18 protein-coding genes and 2 pseudogenes are annotated in these 20,543 nt (G+C 71.4%); 11 read left to right on the forward strand and 9 right to left on the reverse strand.

Annotation, left to right across the window (positions count from 1 at the left end; all coding sequences use genetic code 11):
• Positions 1–35: 35 nt before the first annotated feature.
• Positions 36–305, reverse strand: a pseudogene (locus ACYVOM_RS34510) (biotin carboxylase N-terminal domain-containing protein); the annotation flags it as partial.
• A gap of 615 nt (positions 306–920) precedes the next feature.
• On the opposite strand from ACYVOM_RS34510, the gene ACYVOM_RS34515 reads away from it, so the two are divergent.
• Positions 921–1,670 (forward strand): nuclease/transposase family protein, encoded by a 750-nt coding sequence (locus tag ACYVOM_RS34515; protein ID WP_460307825.1) that lies wholly within the window; start codon positions 921–923, stop codon positions 1,668–1,670.
• Positions 1,671–1,872: 202 nt separating this feature from the next.
• On the opposite strand, the pseudogene ACYVOM_RS34520 reads toward ACYVOM_RS34515, so the two are convergent.
• Positions 1,873–2,376 (reverse strand): annotated as a pseudogene (locus ACYVOM_RS34520) (amino acid permease); the annotation flags it as partial.
• Here ACYVOM_RS34520 and ACYVOM_RS34525 point away from each other — a divergent pair.
• From ACYVOM_RS34525 to ACYVOM_RS34535, 3 genes are all read left to right on the forward strand, one after another.
• Entirely contained in the window at positions 2,375–3,136 is a 762-nt protein-coding gene (locus ACYVOM_RS34525) for a TetR/AcrR family transcriptional regulator (RefSeq protein ID WP_460307786.1), read from the forward strand. The pseudogene ACYVOM_RS34520 and the gene ACYVOM_RS34525 overlap by 2 nt on opposite strands.
• Positions 3,137–3,330: 194 nt before the next feature.
• Positions 3,331–4,257, forward strand: a complete 927-nt coding sequence (locus ACYVOM_RS34530) for a helix-turn-helix domain-containing protein (RefSeq protein WP_123667039.1) — start codon at positions 3,331–3,333, stop codon at positions 4,255–4,257.
• A gap of 24 nt (positions 4,258–4,281) precedes the next feature.
• Positions 4,282–5,304, forward strand: a complete 1,023-nt coding sequence (locus ACYVOM_RS34535) for a 2-oxoglutarate and iron-dependent oxygenase domain-containing protein (RefSeq protein WP_460307787.1) — start codon at positions 4,282–4,284, stop codon at positions 5,302–5,304.
• Between the two features lie 88 nt (positions 5,305–5,392).
• Here ACYVOM_RS34535 and ACYVOM_RS34540 read toward each other — a convergent pair whose 3' ends face one another.
• On the reverse strand, positions 5,393–5,674 hold the full coding sequence (locus ACYVOM_RS34540; RefSeq protein WP_460307788.1) for a CBU_0592 family membrane protein: 282 nt from the start codon (positions 5,672–5,674) through the stop codon (positions 5,393–5,395).
• 243 nt (positions 5,675–5,917) lie between these two features.
• Here ACYVOM_RS34540 and ACYVOM_RS34545 point away from each other — a divergent pair, with 243 nt between their 5' ends.
• From ACYVOM_RS34545 to ACYVOM_RS34560, 4 genes are all read left to right on the forward strand, one after another.
• Entirely contained in the window at positions 5,918–6,127 is a 210-nt protein-coding gene (locus tag ACYVOM_RS34545; protein WP_460307789.1) for a hypothetical protein, read from the forward strand.
• Between the two features lie 2 nt (positions 6,128–6,129).
• Positions 6,130–8,721: a histidine kinase gene (locus ACYVOM_RS34550; RefSeq protein WP_460307790.1), complete on the forward strand. Its 2,592-nt coding sequence runs from the start codon at positions 6,130–6,132 to the stop codon at positions 8,719–8,721.
• A 25-nt stretch (positions 8,722–8,746) separates the two neighbouring features.
• Positions 8,747–9,412, forward strand: coding sequence for a response regulator (locus tag ACYVOM_RS34555; RefSeq protein WP_460307791.1), 666 nt, complete (start codon positions 8,747–8,749; stop codon positions 9,410–9,412).
• 135 nt (positions 9,413–9,547) lie between these two features.
• Complete coding sequence (locus tag ACYVOM_RS34560) at positions 9,548–9,931, forward strand: response regulator (RefSeq protein WP_170201593.1); 384 nt, start codon at positions 9,548–9,550, stop codon at positions 9,929–9,931.
• A gap of 23 nt (positions 9,932–9,954) precedes the next feature.
• Here ACYVOM_RS34560 and ACYVOM_RS34565 read toward each other — a convergent pair whose 3' ends face one another.
• The 6 genes from ACYVOM_RS34565 to ACYVOM_RS34590 are packed head-to-tail and all read right to left on the reverse strand — an operon-like array spanning position 9,955 to position 17,539.
• Complete coding sequence (locus ACYVOM_RS34565) at positions 9,955–11,529, reverse strand: AMP-binding protein (RefSeq protein WP_460307792.1); 1,575 nt, start codon at positions 11,527–11,529, stop codon at positions 9,955–9,957.
• A complete protein-coding gene (locus ACYVOM_RS34570; protein WP_460307793.1) occupies positions 11,526–12,683 on the reverse strand; it encodes an SDR family oxidoreductase in 1,158 nt (385 codons plus the stop codon). The genes ACYVOM_RS34565 and ACYVOM_RS34570 overlap by 4 nt, the downstream gene beginning before the upstream one ends.
• Positions 12,680–13,780 carry an alpha/beta fold hydrolase gene (locus ACYVOM_RS34575; protein ID WP_123667048.1) on the reverse strand — a complete coding sequence of 367 codons (1,101 nt, stop codon included), beginning with the start codon at positions 13,778–13,780 and terminating at the stop codon, positions 12,680–12,682. The genes ACYVOM_RS34570 and ACYVOM_RS34575 overlap by 4 nt, the downstream gene beginning before the upstream one ends.
• Before the next feature lie 21 nt (positions 13,781–13,801).
• Complete coding sequence (locus ACYVOM_RS34580) at positions 13,802–14,785, reverse strand: transglutaminase-like domain-containing protein (RefSeq protein ID WP_460307794.1); 984 nt, start codon at positions 14,783–14,785, stop codon at positions 13,802–13,804.
• Positions 14,782–16,953 (reverse strand): MMPL family transporter, encoded by a 2,172-nt coding sequence (locus ACYVOM_RS34585; protein WP_460307795.1) that lies wholly within the window; start codon positions 16,951–16,953, stop codon positions 14,782–14,784. The genes ACYVOM_RS34580 and ACYVOM_RS34585 overlap by 4 nt, the downstream gene beginning before the upstream one ends.
• A 52-nt stretch (positions 16,954–17,005) precedes the next feature.
• The gene (locus ACYVOM_RS34590) at positions 17,006–17,539 is read right to left on the reverse strand and encodes an RNA polymerase sigma factor (RefSeq protein WP_460307796.1); all 534 of its coding nucleotides are present in this window, start codon (positions 17,537–17,539) and stop codon (positions 17,006–17,008) included.
• 292 nt (positions 17,540–17,831) lie between these two features.
• Here ACYVOM_RS34590 and ACYVOM_RS34595 point away from each other — a divergent pair, with 292 nt between their 5' ends.
• From ACYVOM_RS34595 to ACYVOM_RS34605, 3 genes are read left to right on the forward strand one after another with little or no spacing between them, the layout of a single operon-like run.
• On the forward strand, positions 17,832–18,074 hold the full coding sequence (locus ACYVOM_RS34595) for a phosphopantetheine-binding protein (RefSeq protein ID WP_460307797.1): 243 nt from the start codon (positions 17,832–17,834) through the stop codon (positions 18,072–18,074).
• A gap of 1 nt (position 18,075) precedes the next feature.
• The gene (locus ACYVOM_RS34600) at positions 18,076–19,557 is read left to right on the forward strand and encodes a class I adenylate-forming enzyme family protein (protein WP_460307798.1); all 1,482 of its coding nucleotides are present in this window, start codon (positions 18,076–18,078) and stop codon (positions 19,555–19,557) included.
• On the forward strand, positions 19,557–20,366 hold the full coding sequence (locus tag ACYVOM_RS34605) for a DUF3050 domain-containing protein (protein ID WP_460307799.1): 810 nt from the start codon (positions 19,557–19,559) through the stop codon (positions 20,364–20,366). Before ACYVOM_RS34600 ends, ACYVOM_RS34605 begins: the two co-directional genes overlap by 1 nt.
• Positions 20,367–20,543: the final 177 nt, after the last annotated feature.

A 20,543-nucleotide genomic window follows, 5' to 3' on the forward strand; every position in this document is an offset into this window, starting at 1 on the left:
CTCGTCGGCGAGCCGGACGTGCGCCGCCCCCGGTCGGGGTCGGAGTACACGGCGACGGTCCGCAGCCCCATCCGGCGGGCGGTCCGCAGCACGCGGGCGGCGATCTCGCCCCGGTTGGCGACGAGCAGCGTGGGGGGCGTCACTGGATCGTCATCCTCACCGGGGTCGGGTCGAAGCCGTTGCAGGGGTATTGAACTGTTGCCCGGTGAGTGTTCAAGAGTGTTCGGAAGCGTCCACAAGGTCGTGTCCGTGGTGCTGGTCGTGGTGTCCCCGGCTCGGGGTGAGGCCGCTGGTTCCGGCAGCATGGCAGGGACTGTGTGTTGTCCGATTCCCCGGACATGACCCCGGCACCGGGAGTAGGTTCTCGATCGATCACATTGAGTGATATCGGCCAGGTGAAGGGGGTCGTCTGCTGTGGGTGTGTCGAAGCCGCTGCGGTCGATGGCCGCGCCGTTCGTGGTCCCCGAGGCCTGTGGTGTGTCGGTGCGGACCCGTCTGAAAGACCTCACCGCGGCCGACGAGGAGGTGTTGCGTCGGGTCGGCGCGCATCTGGGATCGCTGGCGTCCCGGGACCTCAAAGCACGTTGCGGTGACGGGCTGGGGCATAGCGTCCAGCGGTGGGCAGAGCGTAAGCGGGAGCTGACGGGCGGGTCGTCGTCGAGGTGGGCGGGTGCGATCACGAAGGCCTCGCATGATCAGTGGGCGCTGGCCCGCCGCTCCCAGGCCTCCCACATCACGACCCTGGACGCCGCCATCGCCACGATCAGCCGCCGTCTCGCCCTGCCTGTCGGGGAGAAAGGCGGCCGGGGTGTGCCGGGCGGCTACCGGTCGGCGGCGGAGTGGTTTGGAAAGTCCCGCCGTCTCGCGGTCCTGAAGCAACGCCGGCAGCAGGTCGCAGCGGATCGGGCCGAGGGCCGGGTGTGGAGGCGGATCGGGCGGTGGCCTACCGCGTCCACCTGGATGCGGTGCGGGGCCGGTGGTATGTGGACGCGTCCTGGCAGCGGACGCCCGTGCGCGTGGTCCCGTTGGAGGCGGCTCTGGCTCGCGGCGTGGTCGGGGTCGACACCAATGCCGACCACCTCGCGGCCTGGCACCTCGACACCCGCGGTAACCCGGTGGGTAGGCCCCGCCGGTTCTTCTATGACCTGTCGGGCAGCGCCTCGCATCGGGACGCGCAGCTCCGCCACGCCCTCACCCGGCTCCTGCACTGGACCCGGCATCTCGGCGTCGCCGCGATCGCCGTCGAGAACCTGGACTTCGGCGACGTCAAGTCCCGCGAGAGGCACGGCGGGCGGAGTCTGCGGCAGGTCGTGCACGGGATCCCGACGGGCCGCCTGAAAGCCCGCCTGGTGTCGATGGCCGCCGAACACGCGATCGCGTTGGTGGCGGTGGATGCGGCCTACACCAGCCGGTGGGGAGCCCAACACTGGCAGAAACCCACCGGCACAGCGTCACACAAGACCAGCTGTCACGAGGCAGCAAGTCTCGTGATCGGCAGGCGCGCCCTGGGTTATGGGGCCCGGCGACGGACGGCACCGCCCCCGCACCACCGGAGTGATGGTGCGGGGCATCGGACCGTCCAGGCCCGGCACCACGACCCAGGGCGTGAGGAACCCCGCCCCGCCCGGACCGGAGGGCGGACACGATCCGCCGCTCCACCGGGCGCGTGAAAGCCAGGGGGCCAGTCTGTCCAGCACCGTTCGGGACAGACACACTGACCTGGGAGGACACTCCTGGACAGTGCTCAGGAACGGTTGTTGACCTGCGGGCGCAGCCGAGGACGGCGGCGTTGGCCGCGCCGTCCGCCGACAGCGGCGACGGGTCGGTGCCGACGAGGTAGAAGCCCGACCAGACCGCGGGCAGGACGACCTGGAGCGCGAGCGCGGCCGCCGCGATCACCACGATCTGCCCGAGTACCATGATCCAGCCCGCGAACCAGCCGAACGCCGGGGTGCTGAGCCGCGACGACCACTGGTAGATCGCCCCGGAGATCGGGTAGCGGGCGGCCAGTTCGGCGACGCAGAGGGCGACGAGGAACTGCCCGGCGAGGACCACCGGCCAGGTCCAGAAGAAGGCGGGACCGCCGAAGGCGAACCCCAGCCCGAAGAACTGGAAGACGGTCGTGAGGACGGAGATGAAGGAGAATCCGGCGGCGAACGAGGTGTACCGGCCCATGCTGCGGTGCAGCTCCTGGCGGTAGCCGAAGGTACCGAGAACGGTCGCGTCGGCGGCGGGATCGACGGACGGCGGCGGTGCGGTGAGGGACATCGAGGCTCCCGGGGGCAATTCCTGTCGGTTGACAGATAGATATGAGCCGCTTGTTTCGCCCGCGCGTCCCCGCCGTTCCCCACCCGTAACGCTCACCTCACCGGGCATGTGGATCGAGCATGCGCCCGCGCTGTGCCAGGATCATGGGATGGGCCGGGCCGAGCAGGTGGGCCGGGCCGAGCGGGCGGGCCGGGACGAGGTGGCTATGGAGAAGCGAGGGGTGGGCAGGCCGCGCGCGGTCGAGCGCGCCGTGACGGGGCTGTCGCCGCGCGAGGAGGTCCTGTCGGCGGCCGCCGAGCTGTTCACGGTGCGCGGCTACACCGCGACCACCACCCGCGAGGTCGCCGAGCGCGCCGGGATCCGGCAGGCGTCGATGTACCACTACTTCAAGGGCAAGGAGGCGATCCTCGCGGAGCTGCTGGAGAGCACCGTCCGCCCGTCGCTCGATGCCGCTCGCGCCCTCGCCGCCGCCGACGCCCCCGCCGGGGCCCGCCTGTGGGCGCTGTGCCGCAGCGACGTCGCCCTGCTGTGCTCCGGCCCGCACAACCTCGGCGCCCTCTACCTGCTGCCCGAGGCCGACCGGATCGAGGGCTTCGCCGAGCTGCGGGCCGCGCTGAAGCACGCCTACGCCGATCTGCTGGCCCCGCTCACCACCGGCCTGCCCGACCGGGACGTCCGCGCCGACCTGGTGTTCGCGCTGGTCGAGGCCGTCATCCTGATCCGCCGCGACCGGCCGGACGCCGACGTCCTCGCCGAGGCCACCGCCGACGCCGCCCTCCGCGTCGCCGGCGTCCCCGAAGCCGACCTCCCCACCCTCCGCACCACCGCCCTGGCCCTCCTATCCGATTTCTCCTCACCCCCGATCTAGACCCGTTTCGTCGTCGCTTCACCACCGCCCCTCCGGGACTACGCGTGCTTCCGCCGGAGATCCCCCAGCGCACTCCCGTCCCACCCGGCCCGCACCGCTGAAGCAGCCCTTCACCGCCCCCGCACGACCGCTCTATTCCGCGGCGGGCGGCGGGGTTACGCTCGCCGTACAGGCCGGAGCGGAAGGAGCCGCCGATGGAGGACATCAGGTTCGCCTCCGTGCTGCGGCGCCTGCTAGACGAGCGGTACCGCGGCAACCGGCGCGAGTTCGCCCGGCGGCTGCACATCTCGGAGTCGGCCCTGTCGCAGTACGTGCGCGGCAAGGCCACGCCGGGGCTGGCGATGCTCGTCGCGATCGCCCGCGAACTCGACGTCAGCCTCGACCTGCTCGTCCTCGGCGTCGACCGGGAACCGGCCGCGCCCGACTACGGCGAGTTCGTCGCGCACCTGGAGTACGCGTTCAACCGCAGCCGCGCCGAGTCGGCCAGCACCCGCGACTACGTGGCCCGCGTGGGGGCCGCGCTCGCCGAGCAGATCGAGGGCGTCGTCAAGGCGACGCTCGCCGAGGCCGCCCCGCGCGGTCTCACCACCGCCGAGATCATCCGGCTGGAGGGACACAGCCGGACGACCCGGATCGCCACCGCCGACCTCGGCTCCGACATCGTGCTCCTCGGCTTCGACCCGGCCGCCCCCGACGGCGCCCAGTCCGCCGCCGGGCCGTTCACCGGGGTCGTCACCGGCAACATCAAGAAGGGCAGGACCTACACCTACGCCATTCCCGAGGGCGCGGAATGGCGGTTCAAGGCGACGAGGCTGCGGCAGGTCGTCGCGCTGGTGGGCGGGCTGAGCCTGGCCGCCGTCGACCGGCACCTGCGGTTCCACGAGTCGGCGCGCTCGCTCGTGCCCGGCTTCGTCATCTACGACACCGACCCCGCTTCGGCGGCCGACGACCCGCTGTTCGAGCGGATCGCCGACTTCACCGATCCCTCGACGGGACGCGTCGTCCTGTCGACCAGCTACACCGACCAGATCTATGTCCCCGTCGAGCCGAAGTACCACCAGCGCGTGGTCGCGGACTACGAGGAGACCGTCAGGTCCGGCCCCCGGCTCACCTTCGCCTGAGCCCCATCTCACCGGAGAGATCCCATGTTCGACCCGTGCGTGTTCACCCTGCCCGCGACCGTCACCGGCAGCGCCGCCGACCGTGCCCTCGGCCGGGAACTCCTCGCCGCCTGGCGCAGCGACGGCCTGTTCCTGCTCACCCTCGACCCGTCCGCCGCGCCCGCCGTCGACCACGCGCTGACCGCGGCCCGCAGCTTCTTCGCGCTCCCGGCGTCGTCGAAGCGGTGCTACACCGACGACCGCAGCTACAGCGGATACGCCGGCTCCGGCGAGGAGATGACGGCGGGCCAGGCCGACCACTGCGAGGTCTTCACCGTCTGCAAGGACGTCCCGGACGACGACCCGCGCGTCCTGGCCGGGCTCCCCTGCCACGGCCCCGTCCCCTGGCCGGGCCTGCACCACCGCCGGACGATCACCGCCCTGATGAGGGGCCTCGGGGACGTCGGCGACCGCGTGCTCGCCCTGGTCGCGCTGGGCCTGGGCCGGGACCCGTCGGTCTTCCTCGACCTGACCCGCGACGGCTGGCACCACCTGCGCTCGCTCCGGTACCCCGCGACCTCCGAGGAGAACGGTCACGGCCTGGGCGTCCACACCGACTACGGGATGCTCGTGCTGACCGTCCAGGACGACGCGGGCGGCCTCTACGTCCGGCCGCCGGTCCCGGGCGAGCCGCGCGGCCGCAACTGGCTGCCGGAGGAGTCCACGGCCGGGGTGTACGAGGACGTCGAGCCCTGGCACCACGTCACTCCCGTACCCGGCACGATCACGGCCTTCCCCGGCGACATCCTGCAGTTCCTGACGGGCGGCGACCTGCTGTCGACCCCGCACCAGGCGAAGCTGTCGGCCCGCGAGCGCCACTCGATCGCCTACTTCCACGAGCCCTCCTTCGACGCCGAGTTCACGCCGCTCGACGGCGGCGACCCGCTCCACTACGGCACCCACTTCACCCAGATGTTCCTGCGCTGCTACCCCGACCGGCCGACCACCCTGCGGATCCTGCGCGAGGACCGGACGGCCCGGCTCCGCCCGGTCCCCGCCCTCCCCTGATCCCCCCGACAGAGGAGCGGGCCGCCACCTGCCCTGTGGTGGCGGCCCGCTCCCCCCGCATTCCTGAGCCGGATGTCAGAGCCGGATGTCAGAGCCGGATGTCGACGTCGCTCCAGCGGATCGACTCGATGTCGGGTTCGGCGGAGAACAGCCGGCGGATCAGGCCGATGCCGGTGACGATCGCCCAGCTGCCTTCGAGCAGGAGGAAGCCCCAAGCGCGGCCGTCCAGCGCCAGCAGCGCCAGAATCCCCGAGCCCACGACGTTGAGGACGAGATACGGATAGGAGTCCTGCCCGGTCAGCTTCACCTGTGCGGCGATGTAGGCGAGCAGCACGCACAGAGCACCGATGATCTGGATGGATTCGAGCATGGAGGGGGTCTTCTTTCGCGCTGCGGTTCCCGCTGGGACCCGGGCCGGCCGGTTGTCGGCGGCTGACACAAGGTTGCTCCCGAACGAGGTTCGGGGCATCGGACGCCTGACCGAACCCGGCCGCGCAATCGGGGAACCCCGCGATGACCGTTCCGGCGACCCCCGCTACGTCAAATGACGTAGCTCTGATGATCACGCGGTGTTCCCTCTTGAGAACAGCGGCCCCCAGATTTACCGTGAATCATGGAAAATCGCCGGGACGACCGCTTTTCCTCGCGTCTCGTGGCCCTCGCGGTGCTCGGCTTCCTTCTCTTCTCTCCCCCGCTCCTCATGATCTTCGATCACGGGCGCCTCTTCCTCGGCGTCCCGCTCATCTGGGCCTACCTGTTGACCTGCTGGGCCGTCCTCATCGTGTCGATCGCGCTCCTCACGTCGCGCCGAAGTCAGGGGTAGGCATGCTGGGAGACACCTTCGTCACCGTCGTCGCCGGGGTCTACCTGCTGTCGCTCTTCGTCGTCGCCTACTACGTCGACCGGCGCGCGGCCGCCGGCCGGAGCATCATCAAGAGCGGCACCGTCTACGCGCTCTCGCTGGCCGTCTACGCCACCTCGTGGACCTACTACGGCGGCGTCGGGCAGGCCGCCACCTCGGGCCTCGGCTTCCTGCCGATCTACATCGGCCCGACCCTCATGTTCGCGCTCGGGTGGGCCGTCATCCGGAAGATCATCCGGATCAGCAAGCGGCACCGCATCACCTCGCTCGCCGACTTCATCTCCGCCCGCTACGGCAGCAGCACCACGCTGGGCGCGCTGGTGACGGTGCTGACCGTGGTGGGGCTGCTGCCGTTCATCGCGCTCCAGCTGAAGACCGTCTCCAACAGCTGCGAGATCATCCGGCTGCATCCGCGGGTGCCCACCAAGTACGAGCTGGCGCACGTCTCGTTCGTCCAGGACACCGGCCTCTACCTGACGTTCCTGCTGGCGGCGTTCGCGATCTGGTTCGGCACCCGCCGCCTGGACGCCTCCGAGCGGCACGAGGGCATGGTCGCGACGATCGCGATGGAGTCCGTGCTCAAGCTGATCATCTTCCTGATCGCGGGCGCGTACGTCGTGTTCGAGGTGTTCGGCGGCTTCGGCGACCTGTTCGAGCTCGCCGAGGACACGCCCCGCACCGCCGCGATGCTCACCGCGGGCGGCAACGGCGGCTCCTACGGCACCTGGGTCTGGCTGATCCTGCTGTCGATGCTCGCGGTGATCCTGCTGCCCCGGCAGTGGCAGGTGACGTTCGTGGAGAACACCGACGAGCGGCACCTGCTGCGGGCGATGTGGCTGTTCCCGCTCTACCTGCTGGTCATCAACCTGTTCGTGCTGCCGATCGCGCTCGGCGGGCTGCTGCGCTTCGGCTCGCACAGCGCGGTCGACCCCGACACGTTCCTGCTGGCCATCCCGCTGTCGGCGGGCTCGGACCTGGTGACGCTGCTGGTGTTCGTCGGCGGCCTCAGCACCGCCACCGGCATGATCATCGTGGAGACCGTCGCGCTCAGCACGATGATCTCCAACTACCTGGTCCTGCCCCTGCTGCTGCGCACCCGCTCCCGCGAGCGCGCCGACCTGACGCCGACGATCCTCGGCGTCCGGCGGGCCGCGATCATCGTGATCATGGTGGCCAGCTACGTCTACTTCCGGACGTTCGGCAGCGGCCTCCCCCTGGTGAGTTTCGGCCTGCTGTCGTTCGCCGCGGTCGCCCAGTTCGCGCCCGCGGTGCTCGGCGGGCTGTTCTGGCGGTACGGCACCCGGCGCGGCGCGCTCGCCGGGCTCTCCGCCGGGTTCGCGGTCTGGGTGTACACGCTGCTGCTGCCGACCTTCGACAAGGCGGGCTGGCTGCCGGGCGCGCTCACCGACCAGGGCCTGTTCGAGCAGGACTGGCTGCGCCCGCAGGCGCTGTTCGGGCTGTCGGGCATGGACGAGATCAGCCACGCGATGTTCTGGAGCATGTTCGTCAACGTCGGGCTGTACGTCGCGGTGTCGCTGGCCGAGCGGCCGAGTGCCGCCGTCCTGGCCGACGCCGCGGTGTTCGTCGACGCCCTGGACGACACCACCGGCACGCGCCGCTGGTACGGCCGGATCACGGTCGGCGACCTGCGGATTCTGGCGGAGCGGTTCCTCGGCCCGGCCGGGACGGCACGGGCGTTCACCGAGCACGGCGTCCCGCCGAACCGGGACTCCGAGGCCGATCCCGAGCTGGTCCAGCACGTCGAGACGCTGCTGGCCGGGGCGGTCGGCCCGGCGTGCGCCCGGTTCGTCATCGCGTCGGTGACCCGCGAGGATCCGATGCCCGCCGAGACCATCAAGGAGATCCTGGACGAGGCGTCCCAGGTGGCGGCGCTGGAAGAGCGGCACCGGCTCGCCCGCGAGCTGCACGACTCGGTCTCGCAGGCGCTGTTCTCGATGAACCTGCACACGCGGGCGCTGGAGCTGGCCGTCCAGCGGTCGGACTGGGAGCGCAAGGACGCCGTCGCGCCGACCCTGTCGGAGCTGCGGGCGCTCACCCAGAGCGCGCTGTCGGAGATGCGGGCGCTGATCTTCCAGCTGCGCCCCGGCACGCTCCACGAGGAGGGCCTGTCGGCGGCGGTGAAGCGGCACGTCGCCACGGTCGCGGCCCGCGAGGGCATCGCGATCGAGGTGGACGCCCCGCCCGACCGGCTTCCGCTGGCGGAACGGCCCGAGCAGGACCTGTTCCGCATCGTGCAGGAGGCCGTGCACAACTCGATCAAGCACGCCTCGCCGAGCCGGATCACGGTCCGGCTGCGAGAGGAGGACACCGCGCTGACGGTCGAGGTCGGCGACGACGGGGTCGGATTCGATCCGGCGGCGCCGCATCCGGGCCATCTGGGCCTGGACGGCATGCGGGAGCGCGCCGAGCGGCTGGGCGGCCGACTCGACATCGCCAGCTCCGCCGGAGGGTCCACCGTCCGGGCCGTTATCCCGGGGTGCTTGCACCCGCCCGAACCGGGCCGAGACGATGTGGGAACCGCAGCCCTGGAGTGATGAACAAGCCATGCACAGAGATGTGATGAGCGATCCCGACGAGCCGATCCGCGTCGTCGTCGTCGACGACCACAACGTCGTCCGCAAGGGACTCCAGCTCTTCTTCGGGATGCTCGACGACATTGAGGTCGTGGGCGAGGCCGCCGACGGCAGGCACGCCCTGGACCTCCTGGGCTTCCTGTCCGCCGAGGAGGCGCTGCCCGACGTCGTCCTGATGGATCTGGAGATGCCGCGGATGGACGGCATCGCCGCCATCGCGGAGATCAAGAAGCTGTACCCGGCGGTGGAGGTGGTCGCGCTGACCAGCTTCAGCGAGGCCGAGCGCGTCCATCTGGCGCTGGAGGTCGGCGCGGCCGGCTACCTGCTCAAGGACGCCGACGCCGACGAGGTCGGGGTCGCGGTCCGGGCGGCGCACCGGGGCGAGATCCACCTGGACGCCGCCGTGGTCGGCAAGCTGACCAGGTCGCTGCGCCAGCCCGCTGAAACCGGAGCGGTCCTCACCCCGCGTGAACGCGAGATCCTGGAGCTGGTCGCCCGCGGCCACTCCAACCGCGACATCGCGAAGGCTCTGATGATCAGCGAACGGACCACCCGGACGCATGTCAGCAACATGCTCGGCAAGCTCGGCCTGGTCTCACGCACCCAGGCCGCGCTGTGGGCGATCCGTGAGGGGATCGCCCCCGGACCGTAACCAAACACTCCAATTCAGGACATTTGTCGCGGGAAGATTACGGCATTCACCTCTCGACGCGAGAGGCCCGACAGTGTCGACTGGAGGTCTCGCCGTTCCGTTCCGGAACGCGCGTCGCCCGGGCTGGGAGGCGGCTTGCACAGCGACGACGAGACGACCGTCCGCGTCCTCATCGCGGACGACGACCCGCGCGTGCTCGGCGCGCTGCGCGCGTTCCTGTCCAGCAGCGCCGGCTTCTCGGTCGTCGCCGCCGAGCGCGGCGCCGCCCGAGCCGTCCAGCGCGCCCGCGAGCACTCCCCCACCGTCGCCCTCGTCGACGTCCTGCTCCCGGGCGAACGCGACGGCCTCCGGCTCCTGCGCACCCTCAGCGGCGAACTCCGCATCCCCACCGTCGCCATCAGCGTCCAGAGCGAACTCTGCGCCTACGCCCTGGCCGCCGGCGCCTACCGCTTCCTCGACAAGGACAGTTCCCCCGAGGTCCTTCTAGCGACCCTGAAGGCCGCCGCCGCGCAGCGTTAGGACCTCGGGGAAGATCGGGGTGCTCAGGCGGGGGTCATGCGTTCCATCCCGTAGCCCGCCTCCATGAGCATCGTGCGGAGTTCGAGGCGCTTGACCTTCCAGGTGGCGGTGGTGGGGAGGTCGGTCCAGTGGGCTTGGAGGGGTTTGGCCATGGGGGGCTGGTCTGCGACGGCCTCGCGCCAGCGGGGAAGGTCCAGCGGCTTGTCGTGGCGGGTGCAGACGACCGGCTGGAGGAAGCCGTCGAGGGGGACGACGATCACCTCGGTGAGTTCCGGCATGCGGCTGATGACGATGTCCTCGACCTTGAGGACGCTCTCCAGGAGTTCCGCGCGGTCGACCTCGCGGTCGAGCAGGTGGACGCAGCCCAGGCGGCCGCGGTGGCCGACGTCCGTCATGTCCCACCAGCCGTCGGGGGTGAAGTTGCGGCGCCAGCGGTCGTCCTGGCCGACGTAGGTGCGGGCCTGGCCGCGGGAACGGACCTCGATCGGGCCGATGCGGCCGTCGGACTTCTCGCCGATGCGGGCCCGGGTGACGCCGGGGATCGGGTGGCCGACGCAACGGCCCTCGGAACGGGTCCACAGCCAGCGGGAGTACGGCTTGACGGTGACGGGGCCCGTCTCGGACTGGCCGTACGCCTGGAAGTACATGGCGCGCCGCCGGTTCGAGGCGCCCAGCAGGATCTTGACCGTCCGGGGGTGGATCGCGTCGAACGTGCCGATGTAGAACTTGACCTGCGAGAGCGGGCCGTTCGGCTCCTCGGCCAGCTCCTCCCACTGGATGTAGGTGTTGGGGTGCGTCTCCACCAGGCCCGGCCGGAAGCCCTCGAACATCCGCCGGACGCTGCCCACCGAGGAGTCGGTGAGGAACGCGAACGGCAGCCCCCGTTCCAAGCCCATCGCGAGCGCCGAGTACGTGCGGGCGTGCACGAAGGAGATGCACAGCGCGTACGGCTCGCGGACCCGCAGCACCCGCGCGATCCGGCGCTGGATCGTCACGTGCGCCTGCATCCCGCTGCGGGACTGGGCGACGAGCTTCGGCAGCCCCGTCGTCCCCGACGTGTGCGTGATGATCATGACGTCGGACGGGTCGGTCTCGGGGTAGGCGGGCGGCCGCCCGTAGCGTTCGCGCAGCAGCGGCAGCCCGTTGAAGGCCCGCCCCACCAGCAGCACGGACGGCGCGAGCGTCCAGGTGCTGCGGTCCAGGTCGCTGTCGATCAGCTTGGCCGCGTCGGAGATCAGGTGCTCGGGCCGCAGGAACTCGGCCATCTCCGCGACGGTCCCGCCGTCCAGGGCGGGCGCGAGCATCGCCGGGACGGCGCCGACCCGGGCGATCGCGCAGGCCAGCAGCATGATGTCGGCGTTCTGGCTCTTGTAGACCGCGACCTTCTGACCGGGCAGGACGCCGTGCGCCCGCAGGCTGGCCGCGGTGCTCTCCACCAGGAACGCCAGGTCGTCGTACTTGAGGAAGGTGCCCAGCTCGGGTGCGAGATCGAGCGGCTTGTCGAGGCGGATCGCGGTGCCGGGGTAGCGGTAGGCGGCCCGCTGGAACATCAGCCCCGGGTGGAACATCTTGTCGCGCCCCGTGATCGTGAGTGTCATCGTCGTCCCTTTCTGTAGGCGAAGAGCTGGCGGGCGGGGGCGGAGACCCGGCCGTCGGCGCGGATCAGCTCGAGGTACCAGTCGGCGAACCGCCGGACGGTGCCGGGCGGCATCGGGAACTCCGCGTCCGTGCGGACACCGGCGGCCGCCACGGCGGCGTCGGTGTTGGCCCGGTCGAAGGTCTTGGCGTAGGCGAGATAGGAGGAGTAGAACTCCAGGGCGTCGTCGAGCTCGCGGTCCATCGAGGTGAACTGGCCGTCGCCGGTGACGTAGCGCGGCGGCCGCAGCCCGGTGGACTCGAAGAGCTCGGCGATCGCGCCGCCGACGAACGGCGCGGCCGGGTTGGTGAGGTGGTAGACCGTCTCGGACGGGCCGTGCAGGCCCACCGTGACGGAGTCTCGGGCGACCAGGTCCACGGGGACGAAGTCGAGCGGGGCGTCCGGGTCGGCGATGAGCGGGATCGCCTTGAAGCGCAGCAGATGCCCGAAGTTCCGCTCCACGGTCCGGCGGAACACCAGCAGCGCGCTCAGGAACCCGTACATGCCGCTGTAGGAGGTGACGGCGAGGGTCCGGGAGTGGCCGATGACGATGCTGGGCCGCAGGATCCGCCAGTCGAGACCGGAGCGGGCGACGATCAGCTCGCCCTCGATCTTGGTGCGCTCGTAGTGGTTGTGGGTGCGGACGGCCGGGTCGGCGACCGTCTCGGTGACGGTGCCGGTCCGCGCGCCCGCGACGTAGGCGGTGCTGACGTGGTTGAGCGGCGGCCCGCCGAGCGCCTTCGCGAGGTCGACGACGTTGCCCGCGCCGACGACGTTCATGGTGTGGATCTCGGCGGCGTAGCGGTCCTCGAAGCGCAGGGACGCCGCGGCGTGCCACACCGCGGTGACGGGCGGCAGAGCGGAGGGGGCGACGCCGCAGCCCGGCTCGGTCACGTCGCCGGCGACGGCACGGGTCCGGCCGGCGATAGCGGGGATCAGGTCGGCGCGGCCGTACAGGCGGGCGGCGTGGCTGAGCGCGTTGTGCAGGCGCAGCGTGGCGGTGGCGGCGTCGGGGCCGCGGACCAGGCAGCGCAGGTCGTCCGGGGTGCGGTCGAGGAGTTCCAGGGCCATCGCCGCGCCGACGAAACCGGTGGCGCCGGTGAGCAGGTGGGTCACGGCCGCTCCCCCAGGTGCCCGGCGATCGCGGCGAGGGAGCCGAGGGCGCTCATCGGGACGTCCGGATCCCACGCGACGCCCAGTTCCCGCTCGATCGACGACAGCAGCGCGACATAGCCCCACGAGTCCAGCCCGAGGGAGGCCAGGGCGGCGGTGTCGAGGTCGGGGTCGGCGAGGTCCGCCGCGCCGGGGGCGACCGCCCGCAGCAGGCGCCGCAGCACCGGGACCGTTCCCCGCTCGCCGCGCGCCTCCACGGAGTCGATGAACTCCTGGACGTCCCGCTCGAAGACCTCGGGCGCCTCCATGTAGGGCAGGTGGCCGATGCCGCTCAGCCAGATCGTCCTGACGTCCTTGATCAGCTGCTCGGTCTCGGCCAGCGCGCCCGGGCTCCACAGCGGGTCCTCCTCCCCCGCGATCACCAGGACGGGGCAGGTCAGCTCGCCCAGCAGCGCGGGGTCGTCGGAGGCGTCCAGGGAGGACCGCAGGTTCGGCGCGACGAGGTCGGCCGCGTGCAGCGCCGTGAACGCCTCCCGCAGCCCCAGGTAGCCGGCGGTGCCGAGGGCGCGCATCATCGGTTCGCCGAAGACCATCGAGTACAGGTGGTCCCAGAGCGCGGCGGTGCCGCCGTGCTCCATCGAGTTCGCCCAGGACCGGGTGATCGCCCGCCGCCGCAGCCCCCCGGACGGCGTGCAGACGGGTCCGGCGAGGATCAGCCCGGCGACCCGGTCGGGGTGCGCGAGCGCGTAGTCGCGGCAGATCAGCGCCGAGATCGACGTCCCCACCAGGTAGGTGCGGTCCGCTCCGGCGGCGGAGAGGACCGCGCCGAGGTCGGCCACGTGGTCGGTCCAGGCGATCACGCCGGGGTCGGCGGTCGACGCGCCCTGGTTGCGCAGGTCGTAGGTGACGACCCGGTTCCGCTCGGCGAGCCGGCCGGTGTAGTTCCGCCACATCGGCGCGGTCAGGAAGAAGTTGTTGACGACCGTGACGTGCGGTCCGGCGGTGCCGTTGATCTCGTAGTAGGTCTCGCGGCCGTCCCCCGTGCGCAGCGGCGCGAGGTCGCGGTACCGCAGTTCCAGTTCCATCGGCTCGTCGGCCATGAGATCCCCCTGTGGTGTCGGTCAGGCCGGTGAGGCCAGGAACGTCTCGGTCCACGCGCCGCAGGAGTGCTCGGCCAGCGGGGCGCCCGCGGCGACGTCCCACGGCAGGAACCGTCCGGGGACGGAGCCCGCGCAGAACGCGGCGAAGCCGGCGGCGGCCGGGCCGGTCCTGCCGGTGCCGCCCAGCAGCGCGAAGACCGGGTCGAGCGGCAGCCAGCGGCCGTCGTCGTCGCGGATCTCGGCCCAGGCGTGGTCGACGGCGATCATGCCGAGCATCCGGCCGCGCCGGGTCCGGGTCGAAAGGCCCCGTTCGCGGCCGCGTTCGGCGAGCAGCAGGGCGGCGGCGACGCAGTCGAGGGTGCCGTTGGCGACGGCGCCGGGCAGGTCGGCGCCGAGGTCGGCGGGCAGCCACTGGTAGCGGAGCCGGCCGGTCTCCAGTTCGGTCAGCACCTCGTCGAACAGGGCGCGGGCGACCGGGGAGCGGACCTCGGCGCGGTGCCCCGCGGTGACCGCCCCGGTGGTGATCCGGACGGACGGTCCGGTCGTCTCCAGGGGGTCGGGGCCGGGCGGGTCGGTGAGGGAGCCGCCGAACAGTTCCGGCGTCGGGAGCCGGACCCGCCACTTGCCCTCGCAGGTCTGGTCGGCGCAGCGCAGCAGCCAGCGGAGCGTCCAGCGCCGCGGTTCGGTCCACGAATCGGGACGCCCGTCGGCGTACCGGAGCACGTACCGCTGGGCGGCCTCCGGGACGCTCCGCCCGGCCCCGCCGTAGATCGCGACGTTGATCAGGTCGAACCGGTCGAAGCGGGCGGCGTCGCCGGTGCCGGAGCTGGGCAGCCCGGCTTCGAGGAGCAGGTCGAGGGTGGCGTCGTCGCAGCCGAGGAGGGAGCGCGCGGCGTCCCGGCCGACGTCGGCGCGCCGGTGGGCGGCGGGGGTCGGGATCAGCCGCCGGACGGCCGACCGCCAGGAGCGAGCCGTCACGGCGTCGAGCGGATAGTGGAGGGTCATCGGAGCTGCACCACCTCGGTGTTCTTCGGATCGGGCGAGAGGACGACGAGGGGGATCGGCGCGGCGCGGCGGGCGTGCAGCCGCCGCAGTGGTCCGGGCGCCCACCAGTTGAGCCCGCCCATGATCGCCATGAGGGACGGGACGAGGACCGCACGGACGATCGTGGCGTCGATGAGGACGGCGACGGCCGCGCCGAGCCCGAGTTCCTTGATGAACGCCAGCCGGGACAGGGCGAGGGCGCCGACCGCGATCGCCAGGAGCGCGGCGGCCATCGTCACGATCCGGCCGGTCCGCTCCAACCCGACGGCGACGGCCTCCCGGGTGGGGAGCCCGGCGTCGTGGTGCTCCTTGATCCGGCTGAGCAGGAACACGGTGTAGTCGGTGGACAGGCCGAACACGAGCGCGAACAGGATGATCGGCGCGGTCGACTCCAGGGCGCCCTGGCCGGTGAAGCCCAGCAGGTCCTCGAAGCGGCCGTCCTGGAAGACGAGGACGAGCAGGCCGAGCGCCGCCGACAGCGACAGCCCGTTCATGATCAGCGCCTTGACGGGGAGGACCAGCGAGCCGGTCAGCGCGAACAGCAGGACGAGGGTGGTCGCGATGAGCAGGGCCAGCGCGCCGGGGAGGTGGGCGCCGAGGCTGTCCTGCATGGCGGCGAACCAGGCGGTCTGTCCGGTCGCCCGGACGGGGTAGGGGGCGGGCAGCGCCGCCACCCGGTCCAGCGCCGAGAGCGCGGCGGCCTTCAGCGGCGGCCCGTCCGGGACGGCCTCGAGCTGCCAGAGTCCCGGCGCCAGGCGTTCGGGCGCGCCCACGGCGGTGATCCCGGTGACGCCGCGGACCCGCGTCGCGTAGTCGGTGAGAGCGGGCCCGGCGTCGTCGGGCGCGGTGACGACCAGGCGGATCGGGCTGCCGGGCGCGTCGGGGAAGGCCGCCGCCAGCTCCCGGCTGACGTGCCCGGCCGACTCGCTCGACGGCAGCACGGTCGCGTCGACGCCGGTGAAGGCGATCCTGGTGAACGGCACGCCGCAGGCGAGCAGGAGCGCGGCGGCCGCCAGCCCGAACACCACCGGACGGCGCATGACGGCGTGCGCGAAGGCGTACCAGCGGCCGCGCGGCGGCAGCCCATGGCGGCGAGGCGCCCAGCGGTCCACCCGGTGGCCGAGCAGGGCGAGCAGGGCGGGCAGCAGCACCAGCGCGAACGCGGCGGCCGCGGCCGTGCACAGCACTCCGGCCAGGCCCATCGAGTACAGGAACCGCTGCGGGAACAGCAGCAGCGTCGCCATGGCCGCGGCGACGGTGAGCGCGCTGAACAGGACGGTCCGCCCCGCGGTCGCGACGGTGGCGCGCACGGCCTCCGGGACGTCGCGTCCGGCGGCCAGCTCCTCCCGGAACCGGGACACCATCAGCAGGCTGAAGTCGACCGCCAGCCCAACGCCGAGCGCCAGCAGCAGGTTCAGCGCGAAGATCGAGAGCTTGAGGAACGGCATGACGGCGGCCAGCCCGAGCATCGCGATCGCGATCGCGCAGACCGCGCCGATCAGCGGCAGCACGGCCGCGACGACGCCGCGGAAGACGAACAGCAGCAGGATCAGCAGGATCGGGAACGCGGCGGTCTCGGCGATCGCCAGATCGATCGTGGAGACGGCGCTGACCTGGACGTTCGCGGTCGTCGGCCCGCCCAGCCAGGTCTTTCCCGCCAGCAGCGGGTCGGCCTTCAGCGCGTCCTGGACGGCGGCGACGGCGTCCCGCTCGTGGTTCCCGGTGAAGGAGCCGACGGCCGCGGCCACGAACGTGGACCGCCGGTCCGCCGCGACCATCCGGGGGTCGTGGGCGGAGGCGTAGGTGAGCACGGAGCGGACCTCGGGACGTGCCGCGAGGAGCCCTTCGACCCTGGTGACCTCGGCGGGCGGCGGCCCGGCCGGGTCGAGGGCGCGGTCGAGCCGGATCAGCACCAGATACCCCTGTTCGGGGTCTATGCCGGTGGCGGCGAGCACGTCGCGGCGCGCGGCGGAGCTCGGCGACGCCGGGTCGTCGTAGTCGCCCAGGCCCATGGTCATCGCGAGCGACGCCACGGTGCCGGCCAGCAGACCGGCGACGACCAGCAGGACGGCCGCCCACAGGAACCGCCGGGGACGCCGCGTTGTGAGATCGGTCAGTCGAGACAGCACGACATAACAGAGGCCGGTTCAGTGGATTACATTCCCACCAATACCTAATTTGTTATCCCGCGGCCGCTTCTCCCTCCCATGCGTCGCGAAATGCCCGACGGGCTCGGAACAGCCGTGACCGGACAGTTCCCAGCGGAAGATCAAGCGATTTCGCCACCGTCTGCTCGTCCAACTCCTCAACGTGACGGAGAGTCAACATCGTCCGGTGCTCTGGAGTCAGCCGGCCGAGGACGTCACGGATCTCGGTGCCGAGTTGGGGCGAGTTCGAGCCGACGATCTCGATCACGTCGGTGGCGATCACTCGTCCCGCGATCCGCGCGACGCGTATCGCCTCTCGGAGCGCGATGATCCTTACCCATGCGTAGATCGCCGCCGGTTTCTCGAGGGCACCGAGATTCTGGTAGATGACGATCAGGGATTCCTGGACCGCGTCCGGGGTGTCCTGGCTCGCGATCGGACGGCAAATGCGTTCGATGAACGGGGTGATTTGTTGCAGCAGAGTGGCCAGAGCGGTGAGATCTCCACGCTGTGCACGGCGTACGAGAAACGTCGGGTCGTCGTGGTGTGCGGTTACCGGGTTGTTCATCCGCGCTCCCGTTAGAACGGACACTGATTCGCCTGGAGCACTGCGCACCAAACCACACGTGGCCGGAATGCGGCAACATCCGGCCAGGAACGTTTACCGCCCTGAAACAGTCGGTCAACCACCATAAATGTCACAGAACCGGACACGGGGGCATGGCTCGGGCGCGATCTGGGGGAATCTGCAAAAAAGTTGGGGTTCGTACGGATTGCCGGAACTCCCACACGCCTCTTCACTAACGGCTCGGTCGCACCAGGCCCTCCCCGAGCCTCCCCCCTCCAAGAAGGTGATCTCCGTGTCATCCCCCGAGTCGAGATCCGCGGCCCGTGCGCTGATCGAGAACAGCGTCGATCTGGCGGCCGTCGTCGACCGACTGTCCGACGACGACGACCTGGCGTTCGGCGGCGTCGACTCCGGCGAGATCGTGCGGATCGGGCTGCGCTGCGAGGACGTCCTCGGCCGGCCGCTGAACGGCGACGAGTTGGCGGGCCTGACGTCCGTGCGCGCGGTCGCCGACCTGCTCGAGGGGGCGAGGTGAGATGTGGCTCGGATCACTCATCGAACGGCACCGCGCTCGCAGGCCCGACGCGCTGGCGCTGCGTGACGTCCGGCGCGACGTCTCGTGGCGCGAGTTCGAACGGGACGTCCACGCGCTGGCCGCGCTGCTGGCCGAGCGGGCCGCGCCCGGCGACCGGATCGCGGTGATCGGCGCCAACCGCGTCGAGATCCTGGAGACCTACTTCGCCTGCGCCGTCGCCGGGGTGGTCGCCGCGCCGGTCAACCCGGCGCTCACCGACCCCGAGATCGCGGCGGTGCTGGCCCCGCTGGACCCGGTGCTGCTGATCGGCGACGACGCCGCCCGCACGCGGCTCGCCGCGCTGCTGCCCGGCCTGCCCGCCGTCGCGCTGGAGGAGATCGAGCGGCTGCCCGACGCGGCCGCTCCGGCCTGCGGCTCGACGCTCGACGCGCCGGCCGCGATCCTGCACACCTCCGCGACCACCGGACGCCCCAAGGGCGTGGTGGTCGACCAGCGGTCGTTCGCGGCCAACGCCCACGCGTGGCTCGCCGACGTCGGATCCGGCCCCTCGGCCATCTACCTCAACGCCTGCCCGCTGTTCCACGGCAGCATGGTGATCGCACTGGACTACCTGGCCGCGGGCGCGACCGTGTGCGTCCTGGACCGCTTCACCCCGCAGGGCTGCCTGACCGCGATCAGCGCCTGGCAGGTCACCCAGACCTTCCTCGTCCCGTCGATGATCCGCCTGATCCTCGAGACCAGGGCGCTGGCCGAGACCGACCTCGGCACCCTCGAGCTGGTGCTGCACGGGGCCGCGCCGATGCCGTCCGACCTGGCAGAAGAGGCCGCGGAACGGTTCTGCGGCCGGCTCCAGACGATCTACGGGATCACCGAGGGCGGCGGGCCCGCGCTCACCCTGCGCCCCGACGACAAGCCGTCGGCGCCGCCCGTCCCCGGCGCGGCCTGCGCGGGACGCCCGATGCTCGGCACCGTCGCCCGCGTGGCCGGACCCGACGGCGCGACCCTCCCCGACGGGGAGATCGGCGAGCTGCGGCTGAGCGGCGACGGGGTGATGAAGGGCTACTGGAAGAATCCCTCCGCCACGTCCGAAACCCTCCCCGGCGGCGAGCTCAACACGCGCGATCTGTGCTGCGTCGACCCGGCGGGCCTGCTCTGGGTCGTCGACCGGCGCAACGACCTGATCCTGCGCGGCGGCCAGAACGTCTACCCCGCCGAGATCGAGCACGCGCTGCGGACGTCACCGCACGTCGCGGACGTCGCCGTGGTGCCCGCGCCGTCGGCCTACTGGGGACAGACGCCGGTCGCGTTCGTCCAGCCGTCCGGGCCGGAGGGCGTCGACGAGGCCGAGCTGGTGGGCCTGTGCGTGGAGCGGCTGGCCGCCTACAAGCGGCCCACCCGGTTCATCTTCGTCGAGGAGATCCCCCGCAACCCGGCCGGCAAGATCCTGCGGTCGCGGCTGCGCGAACGCGCGGCGGAGGCGTGATGACGGCGCCGTCCCGCTACTCCTGGGCCGAGGACCCGCCGCGGATCACCGAGCTGCGCGGCCTGGTCGAGGCCGAGCGTAAGGCCGTCACGGGCCACCCCGTCTACCTGATGCTCGACGACCACGCGGCCGTCGCCACGTTCATGGCCCACCACGTGTTCGCCGTCTGGGACTTCATGTCGCTGCTGAAGTCGCTGCAGCGCGAGCTGACCTGTGTGGACGTCCCCTGGACGCCGCGGGCCGCGGGCGTCAGCACCCGGCTGGTCAACGAGATCGTGCTGGTGGAGGAGAGCGACGCTCTCGCCGGCGGGTACACGAGCCATTTCGAGCTTTATCTCGCCGCCATGGAGAGATCGGGCGCCGACACGAAACCGATCTTGGATCTGCTGCGACTCCTACGCACCGGTAACAATGTGCCGGACGCGCTCGCCATTGCGTCGGTCCCCACTCCTTCGGCCGAGTTCACGCTGGCGACTTTCCAGGTCATCGATCACGCGCCGCTGCACTGCAAGGCCGCCGCATTCGCGTTCGGCAGGGAAGATCTCATCCCCGAGATGTTCTCGCGGGTGGCCGCGATCGATGACCCGGACGGACGTCTGGAGCTGTTCCGCGATTACCTTTCCCGCCATATCGAGGTGGATGCGGGCGAGCACACTCCGATGGCGATGCGGATGGTGGCGGATCTCTGCGGAGAGGACTCCGTGAAATGGCGTGAGTGCGCCTCCGTGGTCGCCGGGTCACTCCGTGCGAGAGAACGTTTCTGGGATGGGGTCGCGGCGGCGCTGCAAAGGAGCTCCGTTAACGACTGACGAAGCGAGAGAAGTCTACGGGGTCACTTCACTGAGCACGTCTGGCCATTTTGCCGTACCTTTCTTTCGAATTCCCGCATAACTGCCGTTATAAAAAGGTGTGAAAACTCGTCCGGATCGTTACTCTGACTGGCGGTCGGCCAGTTAGATTGGTGTACCAGAGCGACGGCCATTCAG

It is taken from the genome of Actinocorallia aurea, assembly GCF_054783995.1.